This is a genomic window from Desulfoscipio geothermicus DSM 3669 (genome assembly GCF_900115975.1).
Lineage (GTDB): Bacteria > Bacillota > Desulfotomaculia > Desulfotomaculales > Desulfallaceae > Desulfoscipio > Desulfoscipio geothermicus.
On record NZ_FOYM01000005.1, the window covers coordinates 123,567 to 140,187 of the forward strand.

14 protein-coding genes are annotated in these 16,621 nt (G+C 42.7%); 12 read left to right on the forward strand and 2 right to left on the reverse strand.

Annotated elements, in window-relative coordinates; genetic code table 11:
* The first annotated feature begins 2 nt into the window (after positions 1-2).
* From BM299_RS04660 to BM299_RS19060, 9 genes are all read left to right on the forward strand, one after another.
* Positions 3-1,343, forward strand: a complete 1,341-nt coding sequence (locus tag BM299_RS04660) for a Wadjet anti-phage system protein JetA family protein (protein WP_131820605.1) — start codon at positions 3-5, stop codon at positions 1,341-1,343.
* Positions 1,340-1,963: a DUF4194 domain-containing protein gene (locus BM299_RS04665; RefSeq protein ID WP_092482302.1), complete on the forward strand. Its 624-nt coding sequence runs from the start codon at positions 1,340-1,342 to the stop codon at positions 1,961-1,963. Before BM299_RS04660 ends, BM299_RS04665 begins: the two co-directional genes overlap by 4 nt.
* A complete protein-coding gene (locus BM299_RS04670; protein WP_207545126.1) occupies positions 1,926-5,261 on the forward strand; it encodes an ATP-binding protein in 3,336 nt (1,111 codons plus the stop codon). Before BM299_RS04665 ends, BM299_RS04670 begins: the two co-directional genes overlap by 38 nt.
* Before the next feature lie 236 nt (positions 5,262-5,497).
* Positions 5,498-5,989 carry a LysM peptidoglycan-binding domain-containing protein gene (locus BM299_RS04675; protein WP_165608183.1) on the forward strand — a complete coding sequence of 164 codons (492 nt, stop codon included), beginning with the start codon at positions 5,498-5,500 and terminating at the stop codon, positions 5,987-5,989.
* 301 nt (positions 5,990-6,290) lie between these two features.
* Entirely contained in the window at positions 6,291-7,577 is a 1,287-nt protein-coding gene (locus tag BM299_RS04680) for a hypothetical protein (protein WP_092482305.1), read from the forward strand.
* A gap of 304 nt (positions 7,578-7,881) precedes the next feature.
* A complete protein-coding gene (locus BM299_RS04685) occupies positions 7,882-8,397 on the forward strand; it encodes an RNA polymerase sigma factor (protein WP_092482306.1) in 516 nt (171 codons plus the stop codon).
* Positions 8,390-9,862 carry a zf-HC2 domain-containing protein gene (locus BM299_RS04690; protein WP_092482307.1) on the forward strand — a complete coding sequence of 491 codons (1,473 nt, stop codon included), beginning with the start codon at positions 8,390-8,392 and terminating at the stop codon, positions 9,860-9,862. The genes BM299_RS04685 and BM299_RS04690 overlap by 8 nt, the downstream gene beginning before the upstream one ends.
* Positions 9,863-9,892: 30 nt before the next feature.
* The gene (locus tag BM299_RS04695; RefSeq protein ID WP_092482308.1) at positions 9,893-10,381 is read left to right on the forward strand and encodes an RNA polymerase sigma factor; all 489 of its coding nucleotides are present in this window, start codon (positions 9,893-9,895) and stop codon (positions 10,379-10,381) included.
* Between the two features lie 37 nt (positions 10,382-10,418).
* Positions 10,419-10,682, forward strand: a complete 264-nt coding sequence (locus BM299_RS19060) for a hypothetical protein (protein ID WP_131820606.1) — start codon at positions 10,419-10,421, stop codon at positions 10,680-10,682.
* A 56-nt stretch (positions 10,683-10,738) separates the two neighbouring features.
* On the opposite strand, the gene BM299_RS04700 is transcribed toward BM299_RS19060, so the two are convergent.
* Complete coding sequence (locus BM299_RS04700) at positions 10,739-11,110, reverse strand: DUF2680 domain-containing protein (RefSeq protein WP_092482309.1); 372 nt, start codon at positions 11,108-11,110, stop codon at positions 10,739-10,741.
* A gap of 480 nt (positions 11,111-11,590) precedes the next feature.
* Between BM299_RS04700 and BM299_RS04705 the strand changes: the two genes are divergently transcribed.
* Positions 11,591-12,481, forward strand: a complete 891-nt coding sequence (locus tag BM299_RS04705; protein WP_245779646.1) for a thermonuclease family protein — start codon at positions 11,591-11,593, stop codon at positions 12,479-12,481.
* A gap of 135 nt (positions 12,482-12,616) precedes the next feature.
* Here BM299_RS04705 and BM299_RS04710 read toward each other — a convergent pair whose 3' ends face one another.
* Positions 12,617-13,498 carry a GIY-YIG nuclease family protein gene (locus BM299_RS04710; RefSeq protein ID WP_092482311.1) on the reverse strand — a complete coding sequence of 294 codons (882 nt, stop codon included), beginning with the start codon at positions 13,496-13,498 and terminating at the stop codon, positions 12,617-12,619.
* A 346-nt stretch (positions 13,499-13,844) separates the two neighbouring features.
* Between BM299_RS04710 and BM299_RS04715 the strand changes: the two genes are divergently transcribed.
* Together BM299_RS04715 and BM299_RS04720 are read left to right on the forward strand one after the other, a co-directional pair.
* On the forward strand, positions 13,845-15,272 hold the full coding sequence (locus BM299_RS04715) for a sigma-70 family RNA polymerase sigma factor (protein ID WP_092482312.1): 1,428 nt from the start codon (positions 13,845-13,847) through the stop codon (positions 15,270-15,272).
* Positions 15,273-15,297: 25 nt separating this feature from the next.
* Complete coding sequence (locus BM299_RS04720; RefSeq protein WP_092482313.1) at positions 15,298-16,284, forward strand: hypothetical protein; 987 nt, start codon at positions 15,298-15,300, stop codon at positions 16,282-16,284.
* The last annotated feature ends 337 nt before the right edge of the window (positions 16,285-16,621 follow it).

A 16,621-nucleotide genomic window follows, 5' to 3' on the forward strand; every position in this document is an offset into this window, starting at 1 on the left:
ATTTGTTATTTTTAGTTTACCGGGAATACAAGAAACGAATTTACACCCTTTCCCGAGAACATGTAATTGAACTGTTTACGGAATACCTGGAAAGTATGGGAGAATTAGCATGGCAAGTTGAGGAAGAGGGCGATTGGGAGGATGCGGCAAAAAGTGCCCGCGAGCGGGCCTTTCAACTTTTGCGCAGGCTGTTGGACACAGGATGGCTGAACCTGGAGCCGGAATCCGATTATACTTTTAGGATATCAATCCCCGACTATGCCATTGTTATCTTGGAGGCCATGAACAAAATTCGCACGGGCTACCGGGTGGAGTTTAAGGGAAGGATACTCAGTATTTATCAAAACCTTACCGGCAGTGAATGGTTTTCTTATATTGCCCTGCAGCAAGCTTATGAATCCACCCGGGAATTGATTGACGGCTTGAAAAGTTTAAATCACAGCATCAAGAATTACACCGAAAAACTCCTGGAGACAGAAGATGTGCGCGCAATACTGAGTCAAATCTTTGATGAGTACCAGACCAAGGTCCTTGGCGCGCAATACTACAGGCTCAAAACTTCGGAGCATATATCCAAGTACCGCATCGGTATATTAAAGCGCATCAGGGAATGGAATTCCAACCGGGCAGAAATCGTTAATCAGGCCGGTATCATGGTGCAGGAAAAAAGAGCACCGGACAGGGTGACCGCCGAGAACATGTTATATGAGTGGGTTGAGTACATAGAATCGTCCTTCGGTCAGGAAATGGACAGGCTGCTTGGTGAAATTGACCGGCGCAATGCCAGGTATGCCAGGTCAGCGGCGGACCGCCTTCGCTTCAAACTGCACCAGGGCAGGGGGGCCGGCCAGCATATTTTTACTGTGCTGGCTTACCTGGGGCAATTGGCCAAGGGGTCAGGGGAAAAATCGTTGGCCCCTGAAGAAGTTGCCCGTTCCATAGCCCTTTTCCCCCAGACTGTCGTGGACAGCCAGAGTCTGAGAAAGCCCCCTGCGGCGCGGCAGGCTCATAATCCCCAACTTCTGCGCGTTTTCTCCGTACCCGATGAGATACGCAGAGAAAAACTTTTCCAATTTGGTTCGAGGGTGGCCGAAGAGGTAACAGTGGAGCAAATAAATAATTATGTAGACAGCTTGTTGGATGAACAAGATGTTTGTCCCCTGGAGCGTGTACCTCTTGAGAACCGAAACCAGTGGGTGAAACTTATTTACATTATTCTTTACAGCCAATCCCCCGGGGCCGGCTACCGCCTGGAAGGGAAAAGAGGCGAAACAGTGGCGATAAAAGGGGGTACGGTTGAGGTGCCTAATTTGGTCATAAAGAGGAAGGAGAAGAAAAGTTGAGTTGGTACCGGGAATACGGAGATTTTTCGGACAAGGACAAGGAAACTTTTCGTAAGGCGGCAAACTTACTTTTAAGCCAGAATTATTTGGTGTACGAGCGGGAAGAAGACCGTCTTTATTACCGGTTTGTTGAGCGTTATCTGGATATCTTTATTGATTACTTTTTCCTTTCGGGCTGGGATTTGCATCATGATAAGCGTCTCTTTGTGTTTCAACTCTACAACCGTTATGGAAAAAACAGGTGCCATTTTACTTTGCAGGAAACTATTTTTTTATTTATCCTGAGGCTGCTTTATGATGAAAAGCAAAAGGATTTGCGACTGACCCGGGAGATATTGATATCGGGTGAGGATATCCAGCAAAAATATATGGCCCTGGAAATAAAAAATCGTTTGCCAGCCCGGGATGACATGGAAAAGGCATTAAAACTTTTCAGCAACTTTTCTATTTTGGACTTGAAGCGCGGGCAATGGAAGGACCCGGACGCTGTCTATATCCTATATCCTTCTCTCCTTCTGGTTGTTGATGTGGCCAGCGTGGAAAGATTGGCAACTTGGATCAAGGCAAATAAGGCAAAGGGGGATGAAGACGATGTTATTGACCGGGATAAAGCTGATTAACTGGCATTATTTTACAAATGAGACTATCCCGGTTGACGGCAGTGCTCTCATTACCGGGAACAACAAGGCAGGTAAGTCTACGCTGATCGATGCTCTGCAGGTGGTCATTGTTTCCAATATGAAAAAAGTCCTGTTCAATTCCGCCGCTTTTGATGAAAAGACTGAAAGAAACCTTAAAAGTTACCTGCGGGGCAGGACCGGCACGGAAGGCAAGTATACCTATTTGCGGGGGAACGAAGAGGACTTTTCCAGCTACATAGTGCTTGAGATGACCCATTCAACGACCAACGAATCCTGCTTGATCGGCGTGGTTTTCGATTACTATTGCGACTCCGGGGAGGAGGAGCACGTATTTTTTATAATCGACGCATGTTCGTTGGAGGATGATCTCTTTTTACAAGACGGGTACCCACGTAACAGGGAGCAGTTTCTCCGTCACATCAAATCCAGGGGGTGCAATTTTCGCCAGTACCGTAACGATATCGAGGGCTACAGAAACGATCTGCGCCAGCTATTCGGCGGGATCAAGGAATCATTTTTTTCACTTTTCGTTAAAGGAATCTCCTTTAAGCCAATAACAAACCTCCGCAAGTTTATTTACAGCTATATACTGGAGGAGCGGCCCGTAGACGTGGACACTATGCGGGATTACGCTGAAAGATACCGCCAAATGGAAGAACAAATTTTAAACACCGAAGCGGAAATAGCAGCTTTGGAGGAAGAATGCCGGGAATACGGAAAAGTTGAAAATTTGCGGCGGCAGCAAGCAGTCGGGCGATATATGTTATTAAGGGGTAACTTTGAGCAAAAAGCGCGGGAAACGGAAGAAACCCGGCAGCAATACCAAAAGACCAAGGAGCGTTTCCGGTGGCTTTTGGGGGAACTGCGGGAGTTGGAGGAAAAATACAAAAAACTGCATGCCGAAAAGGAAAAATTAATTGAAAAAATCAAAGAAAATGAGGTTGTCCAAAAGGAAAAACAATTAAGGCAACAGATTGCATTGCTAAAAGAACAATTGGAAAGATTAACGGAGAAACGACAGAACCTGTTGCACCAGGTTAAATTGGACATGCGGGACAGGGAAAAGATTAGCGAGGTTTTGCGCTGGGTGGAGGCACCTCCCGAATTAACTGACTCCCTTATGGAAGATAAGCAGGCATGGCTTATGTTTCTGGATGTGGGTTATTTCCCTACGGACTTGGGCAAGCTGGCTCGTTCCTGGAAAGAAAGTATGCGATGGCTCATTGTTCAGGCATCGGAATGGCAAAGGCAGCAAGAAGCATTGCAAAGGCAGGTGAAGGAAATTGAACTGGCCATTAAAAGCCTGGAAAAAAACCGGGTATTGAGCAGCAATTCTTCCGTTATGAAGCTAAAAAAGCTCCTGGAGGAGCATCTTTTGCCGGAAGACGACCAGGAATGCGTCCCGGTTGAAGTTTTTTGCGAGGCTATAGACATTCGTGACCGGCGGTGGCAAAACGCCATAGAGGGTTACCTTTCCACCCAAAAGTTTGACCTTCTGGTGCCTCCCGGATACTTTGACCAGGCATTGGGTATTTATGAAAGTTATAAATTCACCCACGGTATGGAAAACGTGGGCCTGGTAAATACGGACAAGCTTGTAAAGGAGGTAAGGCCGCCGCTTGAGGGGAGCCTTGCCGAAGAGATTGTCGCCCAAAAGGATTATATTCGCGCTTACGCCGATTGGCTTTTGGGCGGGGTTATTAAATGTACATCGGAAAATGATTTGAAACTCTACAAGCGGGCCATTACCAATACCTGCATGCTTTACCAAAATTATACCGCCCGCCAAATCCCCAAGAGGCGCTACGAAGTGCCATACATTGGCGAAAAAGCCATGCAGGTACAGCTGGCCGGTAAGCGGGAAGAGTTGAAACGGTGCCGGGGGGAATTATCTCTCATTAAAGACAGATTTAAAAAAGCCGACAGCGTTTTAAATTTAAACAGTGACAAGGATTACCTTTACCAACAGTGGCAAAAGGATTTTGCTGAATGTAAAGAGTTGGAAAATCTGGAATGGGAACTGGTGCAAGCACAACAGGAATTACTTTATCTTGACCGTTCAGAATTGGAGATGTTGGAAAAAGCAAAAAAGGAAAAAGAAACCGAAATTGGACGGTGTGACAAAAAAATAGGTGAAATTAACACTGAAAAAGGCCAAATGCAAGCGAAACTCGAATTGTATGAGCAGAAACTGCAGCAGCTTACGGTGGAAAAAGATAATTGCAATAAAGAGTATCAAGCATATGTGGAAAAACTAACGGAAGAATTAAAGGAAGCATGCCGGGATAAATGGGAGCGGGAAAGTGAACAACGGTCGCCCGCCGAACTGGCGCGAAATTACTATGTAAGTATTCAAGGCCTGGGAACCAAAATTAAAAATCAAATGGATCAAGTGGTTAACGTCCGGCATGAATTTAATAAAAAATTTAATTTTCTAGCCGATGTTACAGCGCCGGATAACCAATTATATGCACAGCGGTTGCATTTTTTAAAAGAGATTCACCTGCCCGAATATAGCGAGAAAGCCGGGGAAGCACGGAAAAAGGCGGAGCAAGCTTTAAAAGAACATTTTCTGTCGCGTTTGCATGAGGCCATCAGGCTGGCCCATGAAGAAATAGATGAGCTGAACTTTGCACTGCAGGATTTAAAATTCGGCAATTATTCCTACAGGTTCAGCCTGACCCCCAAGCCCGAGTTACGCGAATTTTACGAAATGATAGAGGGTTCCCAGTTGGGAACAAGCGAATTACTTTTCAGTACGGTGTTTCAGGACATATACGGTGATAGTTTCAATCGTCTTTTTGAGGAAATTACCTCCAATGACCGGCAGGATAAAATGCAGGAACTTACCGATTACCGTTCTTACCTTGACTTTGACATTATAATCACCGATGAACAGGGTAACAAAAGTTTTTTTTCCAAGGTGTCCCGAACCGAGTCGGGAGGTGGCGCCCAGATACCTTTTTATGTGGCTATTTTAGCTTCCTTTTACCAGGTGTACCATCTCTATCGAAAAAAGGACACGCTGCGCCTGGTTGTTTTTGACGAGGCCTTTAACCGTATGGATGCTGATAACGTTGAGGAGTGCATGCGGTTTATTCGCAAACTGGGTTTTCAGGCCCTGATTGTGGAACCGACCGGCAAAATTCAGCTGGTGGTACCGTATGTAAACACAAATATAATAGTGATGAGGGAGGGCTATCATAGCTTTGTGGAACGCGTTACATGCAAGGAAATTGCACAGTGGGTTGAGGAACAGGGAGTTAAAGGGCTATAATCTGTCAGGTTTTTTGACGGTGAAGGTATACCGTTGTGGACAAAATACAACAGGTATAGTTATACTGAAAGCGTTACAGGTACAATGGTGATGTTATGTCTAACTGATTTGCGTTTAAGGCTTTATTTTCTTGTTTTATTTTAAATATATGGAAAAACATGCAAATTAAGAATGCTATTGGTTTATGGTATAATTATTATATTATTATGTAGAAAGATGGAAAGATGTTGTTAAATATGACTGATATTGAGAATATTAATTTAAATGAAATCGAGGAAAGTAATAACAAAAAAAATAAACAATTTGGTTGGCAGATTTTTGCTTTTTCGGCTATGCTGCTGGCGATTATATCTTTAATTGGCTTATGGTATGTCAATAATGAAAGACTTTTTTTGATAATAGATAATAATAAACTTAAGCTTGAGGTGAAAACTCTTAAAGAACAAATTGCTACCTTAAAAAATATAGACAATAACAATGTTCAAAAAAGCACTGGAGAAAAAAACGAGCAATCGGATAGCAAGCAGCTGGAAAGCAAACAAACCGAAGGCAACTATACCATGTATGAGGTAAAGCCTGGTGATTCTTTAACCAGCATTTCTATAGCATTTTATGGCACGGAGATTTATGCATCTAAAATAGCCGAACTTAATGGTATATCACCTGAATCGTTTTTGCAATTGGGTCAAAAGTTAAAAATACCTGATAAACCAAAGGAAGCTAACTAATTGACAAAAGCAATTGGTGTAAACAGTGCAAAAAAAGCGGTCTTCGGCGTGGTGCCGGAGACCGCTTTTTTTACGCATACATACCTTCATCATATTTTAAAAATAACCGGGTAAAAAGCTTTTCTTTATTAAAAAAATTTTCAACATCTTACAGTCAATAACTGGGTAAAACTATTACAATAGCAATTTTATGTGATTTTTGAGCCCTCCTTATGGTAATCTCCATTCCGCTGGGTTCGTTCAGTGTATCGGCTTTAAGTAATGTATTTACAAACACTGTAAATGAGGACTGAGGTAATGTATGTACGATATCAGTTTATTAAATGCAATCAGCCACCAACGCGTTTTAAATTATCGTAAAGACCTGGAAGAAGTTATGTTATTAGCCCGGGCTACTCCTTCGTTAATAACGCGTATTCACGAACTGGGACATGTTTTTGACTGGTTTGATCGCACCTTCAAGAAAAAAGAAGTTGAACAAGATAAGATAACGGGGTACTGGTTTGATTTTGTTAATATGGTGCTGCAGCGTTACGCCGTGCTATTTAACGCTGAACTTTCCGCGGCAGATAATTTGGTAGCTAACTTTTTCTGGCGGTTTTTGAAAAATCCTGCATTAAATAAAGTTCGCACATCCTATTGGGAGCAAGCTACCCCCTTGGCATTTCTGGGACGTGGGGGAGCTAGGGCTTATTATACCTTACCCCCAACAATAGACCGGCCTTTGGCTATAATTCATATGCCCCGTGCTGCTTTAAGCAATGTGTGGAGATGGACTGCTCTGGCCCATGAAACCGGGCATGATATTTTTTTCTGCATTGATAATCTGGGGAATGAATTGGATTACCTGGTTACTTCTGTGGTAGAAAAAGTTTTGCTTTCCGGCTCGGTGTTATACTCCCCGGTTTATGCTGCGCTTAAGGTTAATAACCGCACGGTAGTGGTAGAAAAGACGCCGGTTCAGTTCGCCAGTACACTCTGGAGTAGTTGGCTTAATGAAGTATTTGCCGACCTGTTTGGTTTATTGATGTGCGGCCCGTCAGCAGTTGCCACAATGCAGGAATTAATCGGCTTTAATAATGTAGGTGGGTGGTACGGCATAAACAGTCCTTCTTCACATCCTACACCCTTACTTCGCGTATTAATGAATATATCGGTGCTGCGCCGGTTGGGATTTGAGGATGACGCACAAGCTTTGGAGCAGCGTATCTGGTCTTCATCTGCTCCCGTACCGCGGGAACTGATATGGCTGCAGAAAGGAAACGGTAAAACAATAGTAGCCCGGGCAAGTTTGGACAGTTCAATAGCTTTGGCGGAGAGGGTAACAGACGCCATTTTACACACACCCCTATCAAGCTTAAACAAGCATTCCCTGCGCCAGATTATTAATTTTGACGCGCGAGACCAGGGCTTAATTATAATTTTAGCGGACGCTATAATGAATGCCGGGCATTTGCAAGTGCTGCCTGCAGGAACTGAGCCCCGCCATTTGGTTGCAGCCGCTCAACTGGCATTTAATCGCCAGCCGTTTCTTGCTATGCAGATCCATGAAACTGTTTTAAAGCTGCTGTCGGTAGCCGGACCTTAAATTAAAGAATAGGCAGAAGTTATTACGCAACCTTGGTCAGAATACCATGGTATTTATGGTAATTGTTTCTTTATTGTTCGGGAATTTCTCTGCTCCCCATGGGGCCGGAAGAATTATGAACAGGACGCAAGCCAGGCATTCCTTCACAATAACGCAGTCAACAACAGAAGCTATGTAATTTAAAAAGGTATTAGGGACAGGGATAATGTAATTAAGTATTCCTGTTTTTTTTTGCAAAAAAATTGCATAATTGCTGTAACATTTTACTATGTTCCGACACCAATAACCGGGAGCGGTTTTTGATATGGCCATGTCAACTATAGAAAAGCTTTATCAACGTTATAGGATATCAATTTTCCGATATTTATACCGTATGGGCGGGGATTATCACCTGGCGGATGAGTTAACCCAGGAAACCTTTTGCCGGGCTTTTGTATCCCTGGATGGATTTCGTGGTGAATCTGCCCTGTCCACCTGGTTGTTTCGCATTGCATATTACGTCTATACCGGTTACCTGCGAGGCTGTCCCGGGGAGCGCAATTTGCCACTAAACCATGATATTCCTGACGTAAACAGTACAAGTGATCCGGCCCGGCATCTGGAGGAAGTGGAAAACTTGCGGCTGGTACGGCTGGTGCTCGAGCAACTGCCTGTGGATTACCGGGCGGTGATAATACTAAGAGAGGTGGAAGGATTAACTTTTGAGGAAATAGGAGCCATACTGGGAAAATCCCCAGCAGCGGCGCGGGTAACCCTTTTCCGGGCCAGGCAAAAATTTTACCAACTACATAAACAACTAGAAGGTGATGACCATGACTAACTATGAATGCGAAATAATTAAAGATCTTTTACCTCTGTACGCAGATGGTGTGGCCAGTGATGCTTCTTTGGAAATGGTGGAACGTCACCTTGCAGAATGCGCATCTTGTCGGAACTTGCTGGAGTTATGCGGGCAGCCTGCTATTGCGACACCGGACGAAGGTAAAACTTCCCCCATATCCGGTATAGATGGGGTTTGGGGCCGACTGCGCCGGGTGGCAGTGGTTTTTATGGTAGGCATAATCATTACTGCTTCTACCATAGCCTGGGCTTCATACAAGGCAGGGCGAAATATGGCTCTGCGAGACCCGTCATTCAGACAGGCTGAACAGATGGATCTCTTCTCTGAGGTAAACCAGTCCAAAAAACTTGGCCCCTATACTATTACAGTTGATAAAATTTTGCTGGATTCCGCCCGGACCACCGTTTTTTACAGTGTAGACCCGCGTCTAGAGGGAGATGGCAATATACAAATAAACATGGCAGACGATAAAGGCGTGCATTATGACCCGCGCGGAGGCAGGGGCATACAGGGTAAATATTTTATGTATGATTTAGAACCGGTTAATTTGGATGCAGAAAAATTAACCCTTTCCTTTAACGCCGGTGAAATGCCGGGAGAAACACAATTTGAAATACCTGTTGACCCAACTACAGTGGCCCAAAATACCAGGGAGTTTTACCCTAACCTGAAAAAAACAATAGAACCGGTAGAACTGGCCCTGGACCGGGCAGTGCTGGGCCTCTCTGAAAGTATTATCTTTTTCCGGGTGCGCTGGCCGCAGGACCCGTCAATAGCAGGTGTGGGCATCGGTCTGGACCGGCCCATGTATACTGTTATGGGACCAAATGGTCCTACCAGCGCGGAAAGTCGGGTTAGCCGCACGCCGCCAGCACCGATGATTAAGGAATACGGTGCCTTCTTACCTGGTAACTGGGCGGATCTAATTGACGTAACCAACGGTAAAAGAATCAAACTTAATGAAACCCATACACAAACCGATCCGGTAACGGGTGGGATTAAGGGTTCGTTCCACTTTGAACCGGTAGACCCGTCAGCCAGGGAATTAAAGCTGACCTTTCCACCGCTGTACCTGTATCGTTTCCCGAAAAAAGAACAAACCTTAGAGTTTAACTATCCTCGACAAGGGGAACGAGCAATAAATGGTGTCTTTATATATGGGCCGGTAACTTATATCCTGGAAAAGGCAGTTAAAGAGAATAAACAGCTGGCCTTTTACTTCAGTTTTAAAGGGACTGAGGATAAACCACCGCATTATTACCGCCCTGACTTTCGTATTAAAGATAAAGAATTCTGGCAGGAGCATATACGTATGGAATGGCTTGATGATAAACATGTCAAGGTTTCCTTCCCCATTCCCGAGAACGACAGAGTTATTTTGCAGCTGAGAAGTATGGGGGAGAGGTTGCCGAAGGTTGATTTTGAACTTAATGCCACACGTTAACTGTATTATAAACGGGAAGGGGAAGGGACCATGCCCAAACTGGGCGAAACGTTTAAGCAGGGCGATTCTCCCAAGCAAATAGTAAATTTGCTCTACAACACAGGATACAGATTGACTGGCAGTCACAAGGAAACTGAGGAACTGGTAAAGGGTGTTTTTGACGCATTAAACGGTAATTCAAATTTAAATACAGCCCTGAATAATATGTGTTTAATGTACATGAATAAAACCACATCCGGCTCGGGCAAAAATTCACTTAAAGATAAAAGTAGCACGCCGACTAAAGGCAATAGTACAAACAAAATACAAGAAGCCCTTTTAACGTTGCAGCCTGCAGAGAGGTTAGTATTGGTTTTGCGAGAGATATTAGGATTGAGTTACTCCGAGATAGCAGAGATGACCGGCATTGAAAAAATGGCTGTAACCCGGCTGTTGAACACGGGCCGGTGGGCCTTACGAAAACATTTGGTACCGCCTCCAGGTAAAAGTAGACTGCCTAAAAATACTGTTGTGAAGTAAATTAAATAAAGGTGTTCAATAAGATAGGTGATTGACTATGCATGAAGAGTTTAAACTAGCTCCGTGGGATAGAAACAGCAAATTTGTTACAATCCTCTTGATTATCGGTGCTGGTATATTAACTTTAGGTTTTATTTATTTATTACCATTACTATTTTCACCAAGACGTTATCAGGTAACTACTGACGGCATAATAATTCGCACACCGGTCACTTCTGAAATTATACCAAAAGAAAAAATTAAATCGATAAAACTTGTAGGATCAATAACGCCTGGTTGTTCGCTTCATCCTACCTGGTAGGTTGTAACTTATTTAGATTTTGTGCTTGATTATGGTCGAAAAACAGTGCATTATGTTTATTGCTGCTGGGTATTATTACCAAACCCCATGCCGCCAGGACCATACCCATTGCCCATACCACCGGGGCCAAAGCCCATGCCCATGCGGCCGCGGCCAAAACCCGGGCCTTGTCCGGGAGTACCGTAAGGACAGGTAAAACCGTTTTGCTCATGGAATTTGTACATGGCATCAAAGTGTTCTTTAAAGGCCTGCCCTTGCTCCGGGGTCAGGCGACCATCTTCTACGGCCTGTTCCACTGCTTGCTGTTTGGCGGCAAACCGCTGCTCAAACCATGTTTGGGCGTCAACCGTGCTGTCCGCAAAAGCCGGCACCGCCATCGTGGCCGCCAGAGCTATGGTGGCTAACGCTACACCAACTTTTTTCTTCATGTTATCAACCTCCTTTGTTTTTTACTATTGTAGGCTTTAAATGTGGCAAAATTATGGAACGAATTCAAGAAATATATGTAAAGCAAAAGCTTTTCTCTGTTACTGCTCCGGGTTCAACGGCTGCATGGCGCCGGGCCGCGGGTTCACGTAAAGTGTTTTCCGTCTTTCGTATATAACGTAACTTGGCTTGGCGCCGCTTGGCTTTTGGACATGCCTGCGCAGAATATATCAACGGGTATATTGGCAGGTTCCCTGGCTCGGCTGAACCGGGCGGCCGGGGCGGCTGCCTCCAATGTTGGAATATAAAATCCCAAAATGGTTAATAAAGCATGGTATAGATACACCCGTTGTGGAGTAGAAAATCAGGCAAAGGCCTGTAATTTTTTTACCCGTGTGACAAGATGCTGTCTTTTGAGTAAAGTAAGCTAAAGTATCAACTTAACACGGTATTGATATAATCTTTTACGGGAGGGATAACTGGTGCAAAAATTTAGCAGGTATATATCTCCGGTCGCTTTATTACTGGCATTCCTGGTTTTGGCTGCAGGCTGTGCCAAGTCAAGTACACCCCAGGGCGAATCGAAAAGCCCCGGCCCTCAAGTGCAGCAAGAGGAACAGTACAGCCCGGAGCAGGATCCGACCAACTCCGCCGGGGAAACTCCGGGGCAAAACGGGGAAACACCGGGACAAAATAAGAACAGCGTACCCCCGGAAACAAAAGACCGGGATAACAAAACCGCTGCTCCGGCCGACGACCCGGTACCGGGCTTGCTGCCCGCCACCGTTAGCTATGTAGTTGACGGTGACACGGTACATGTTACCCTGGCCGGCGGCAAAAAGGAGAAAGTGCGCTTTATCGGTGTCAATACCCCCGAGTCAACCAAGGAAATCGAGCCCTACGGCAAAGAGGCCTCGGCTTATACCAAAAGCCGGCTGGACGGCCGCAAAATCTGGCTGGAGCCGGACGTGGAAGAACGGGACCGCTACGGCAGGCTGCTGGCCTACATCTGGCTGGAACAGCCGGCAAATGATGCCGAAGCCGAAGTGCGGGCCAAAATGTTTAACGCTGAGCTGCTACTCAACGGCTATGCCCAGGTAATGACCGTCCCGCCCAACGTAAAGTATGCGGACCTTTTTGTCAAGCTGCAGCGGGAAGCCAGGGAGGCCGATAAAGGCCTGTGGGGCCCGGCCGGAGAAGAAAAAACGGGGGAAGCAGAGGATTATTATGTGGCCAGCTCCAGGAGTACCAAGTTCCACAGGCCCGACTGCGAGTGGGGAAAGAAGATAGCCCCGGCCAACCTGGTCAAGTTTAAAACTGTGGATGAGGCCTTGGATGAAGGTTATGAGCCCTGTAGGGTGTGTAGGCCATGACAATAATCTTCGTCAAGTGATGGAGATATAAATAATCAATCATTTCACTTAATGTAAAAAATGTAAAACCTTATTAAAAAAGCTAATCGTCCGAATATTTTGGGCGATTAGCTTACCGGAATTCTTTGACAATTGTTAATCCTCAATTGGTTCTTCCTCTTTGTTTTTTTCTCTTTCAAGTTCTTTAAGGCTTTTACCGTTAAATTTCCACATGATTTGGCCGTTAGCGCTACCACCCACAATAGCTGCTGCCGCATAACTTGGGCTATTAAAGTTGGCATCTTTTTGGAAAATAAAGGTGCCTTCATCATTCGGTACCATAATTTCAGCATCAATAAGGTCTTGACGTAATTTAATAATAGAGGGAGGTGCGGACTTCCTTTCTTTTGCTACAGCTGTGGACCCCTTTAGTACAACATATTTGTTATCAATAATGGCCATCTGCGCTTTAGCATTTTTTACCGTTAGTTCGTAGATTTCTCTGTCAGTTATGCCTATAGTTTCATTGGATGTTCTTGGTTCCAATATATCAATACCCAAAGCCGAGAGAATTAATTTTATGGCTACCATAAAGTGATTAACTTCGGCCCTGTCAACTTCAGAGATATTGGGGTGGGTTGGTTCTTGAGTATTATCAAGTTTAGCACGGTGGGCTGTTTTAGCTAGGGTATATATTTCAGCTTCTAGGTATTTAATTTGAGTTTTAGTTAGGTAATCATCTTTAGAGGTAAATACAATTGCATAGGTCCAAAAATCCTTTTTGCCTGCATGAGATTTAAGCCGTGGCAAAACCGGGTCCCCTTCGCCTATATATAATATGCTTTGATTGGCTTCGTTTACATCTGGTCCCAGTAACATATAAACTCCGGGACGTGAGGCTGCATCTCTTTTGGAAAACATGTCCAGTGCTGTTCTGGGGAAAATGGTACCTAATATAGTCATATTGGATATTTCTACAGTTTTCATACCTTCCGGTTTTCCATCTACAAGGAATAGCCTAATAAGTTTACCGCTCATTCCTACACCTCAGCTTTATCACCAGAATAACTAATAAGTATTCTTACGTTTTTTGTTAATCTCCTGCCGGAAACAGAAGTTACAATAGGAGTTACCGAACCATAAGCAGAATTAGCTGGGAATAGCGAATGGATGGTTAGGCATAAACTAAAATACTTCAAAATAGCTACCTGTTGTTACAATAGATTATAAAAAAGAGGATTTTACAATAATAGACAGAAATAGAATTTAAAATAACAAATTTTACATTGGCTTTGGCTCTAATGGCACAAGGTATTTGGGGGAATACCGAAAATAAAATTTTTTCGTTATTCAAAAAATTTTTTATTTATTGAGGCGGGTTATTATGGTTAATAAAGAGGCTGCATATACAAATCTTGTGCATAAGTACCTGGCCAAAAAAAACCAAAAACAGTCAATCAGCGTCAAAGAAATTATCAACGATTTTATAAATATAGATAAAGTTCCTGACTACGAAAAAATAAAACGTTTTGTGGCTCAGCTTGAAAAAATTGGTGGGAAAATCATTGATAAAAATTTATTACTACATAATCAAAAAACGCACCTTAATGAGTCATCTATTTACGACGAAAAACCTTCTTACCTAACTTGTAAGAATCAAAATATTGATAAGTACAACGCATTAGCTCAAAAGTATTTATTAAAAGTTAATCAAAACCAGGTGATAGACGTTATCGAAATTATGGAAGATTACCTGGACATTGATAGCGAAATAGATTATACCAAACTAACAAAATTAGTTGAAACACTTGAAAAAATAGGTGGCAGAATAATACATAAAAGTGTTTTAAAGAATACCACAATCATCTTGACACCGGTTGATGATGTATTAACCACGTCTGGTATGCGATTTTCTAATGCTGATCAGGAAATAGAATACTCGGATAATACTTTTTCTGCTAATCATGTTGGAGACGTTATTACTTTATTAATGCGGGATTTAAGAAATTATCCAGTCCTTAATCCAAAAGAAGAGTATGAAGTGGCCAAAAAATGTGCACAGGGAGATCAAGAGGCAAGAAATAAACTTATCTTGTCCAATATTCGCCTGGTCATTAGCATCGCCAAAAGGTATTGCAACAACGCGGGTATACTTAGGATGGATGATCTTGTTTCAGAAGGGGTTACAGGGCTGATAAAAGCAACCGAAAAATTTGATTATAGAAAAGGATATAAATTTTCCACTTATGCTACTTGGTGGATTACACAGGCCATTACCAGGGCAATTGCTGATACAGCTCGTTTAATTCGCTTGCCAGTTCATCTGGTGGATACTTGTAATAAAATTAGAACGACAATTAAACATTTGACTTTTGAATTACAACGAGAACCTACTATGCAAGAGTTGGCAATGGAAATGGGAATGAACAGAGAAATGCTGGACCAGTACCTATTTTATATCGAAAATTATATGAACGAACACCCTTCCCTTGATGCCCCGGCAAATGAGGAAGGTGACACCCCTTTAAGAGAATTAGTTGCTATTGCAGATTATGAAGGAGTGGAAGAAGAAGTTATGGCAAATATTTTGGCCGAAGAAATAGATAATGTTTTGCAATTATTAACAGAACGAGAATCCAATGTTATAGCAATGCGATTCGGATTACATAATCAAGAACCGATGACTTTAGAACAAATAGGTCAAAGATATGGCGTAACCCGGGAAAGAATCCGTCAAATTGAAGACAAAGCATTCAGAAGACTACGCCATCCAGGTAAAAGAAAAAATTTAGTAGGTTGGTTAAATAACTAGCCCATAACAAAAGAAGGTGATTTAAGTGTTGCGGGTTAAGGATGAAGAAAGAATATGTAATTACGTTATTCAAGAAATCATTAACCGAAATTCCGGCCGGGCGGATGAAACATGCTTATATGATAAACCCAGTGAAAGATATTTCATAGGGAATTTAGCCCCCGTAGGTAATCAAGATACAACTACTGGTGAAAACTACGAGGAAGAATCTTACATTAAAAAATTAAACCCTTCTAGTATTGGTCTTGAAACCCTGTTTGAAATTCCCCGCGATAAAAAGATTGAATTTAAAGTTAACATAGCCTTTTCTGTGTTTTATAGATTTTACCCCGCTTTTGAATACTGTATTAAAGACGGCTTTGTGGACCTCCCCAATGCATATAAAAAGATAACATGCAATGTAGAAACCAAAGAAATCTCTATTAATACAACAGATATAAACTCTTTAAATACGGCCAAAGAAATAATTAATAATGCTTTAAGCAGCGAAATATCCAAAAGCCATGAAATCATATTAAACGATCCCAGTGCTATAAAAAAAGGGACTAAAAAAAAGCATTTCCAGGAAATAAAAACACAACAAGATTACCTCGACCTCATCAATAGAATACCGGATGAGAAAGTACTTGTTAATTGGGAACCCATTATCCAGCTGAAATACAACAATTATTCTGATAATATTGGTAGAATAAAAATTTATTTAGTGAATAACACAGCTGACACTTCAAAAAGAAACACCGAACCCTTCCTTTTTGACTGCAGTTTAGGACTAACACTGATCAATTCCAAGTTTTATCCTTTTCAATTTCATCAATTGCCTAAAGATTACCGGTATAATCGAGATTATTACGGCATCGGCTACAATTGTTTTGTAGCTATGGATAATCAACAAAAAATGTATACCCAGCATTGCCCGGTATACAAGCAAAAGCGATATGTTACATCCAATACAGTGGTACCATTATATAAGCAACTCATGTCGAAGCCCGAACCGGTATTAAAAAAGACCTGAATCCGTGAAAATATCATAATTAGCAATAATAGCAGCAAAATAATGGAATTAACTGCCATAACATATCAATAAATATTTGCTGTATGTCATTAATTTTATTGCGTAAAATTAAGCCATTTTAACACCTCAACTTAAAACAGGATTTAGGCAATAATCAAGAAGCCCAACCAAATAACATTTTGGTAAGGTTATATCACACATTAATATCTTGCCAAGAACCAGTGTTTAGTTTAAAGCCAAGGCAATACGCTTGAAAGTCATAAACCACGGACTGTGGCAGCCAAAACGCAACTTATATTTTCTGGCATGGTAAACCATGCGCGATGCTAATGTAATA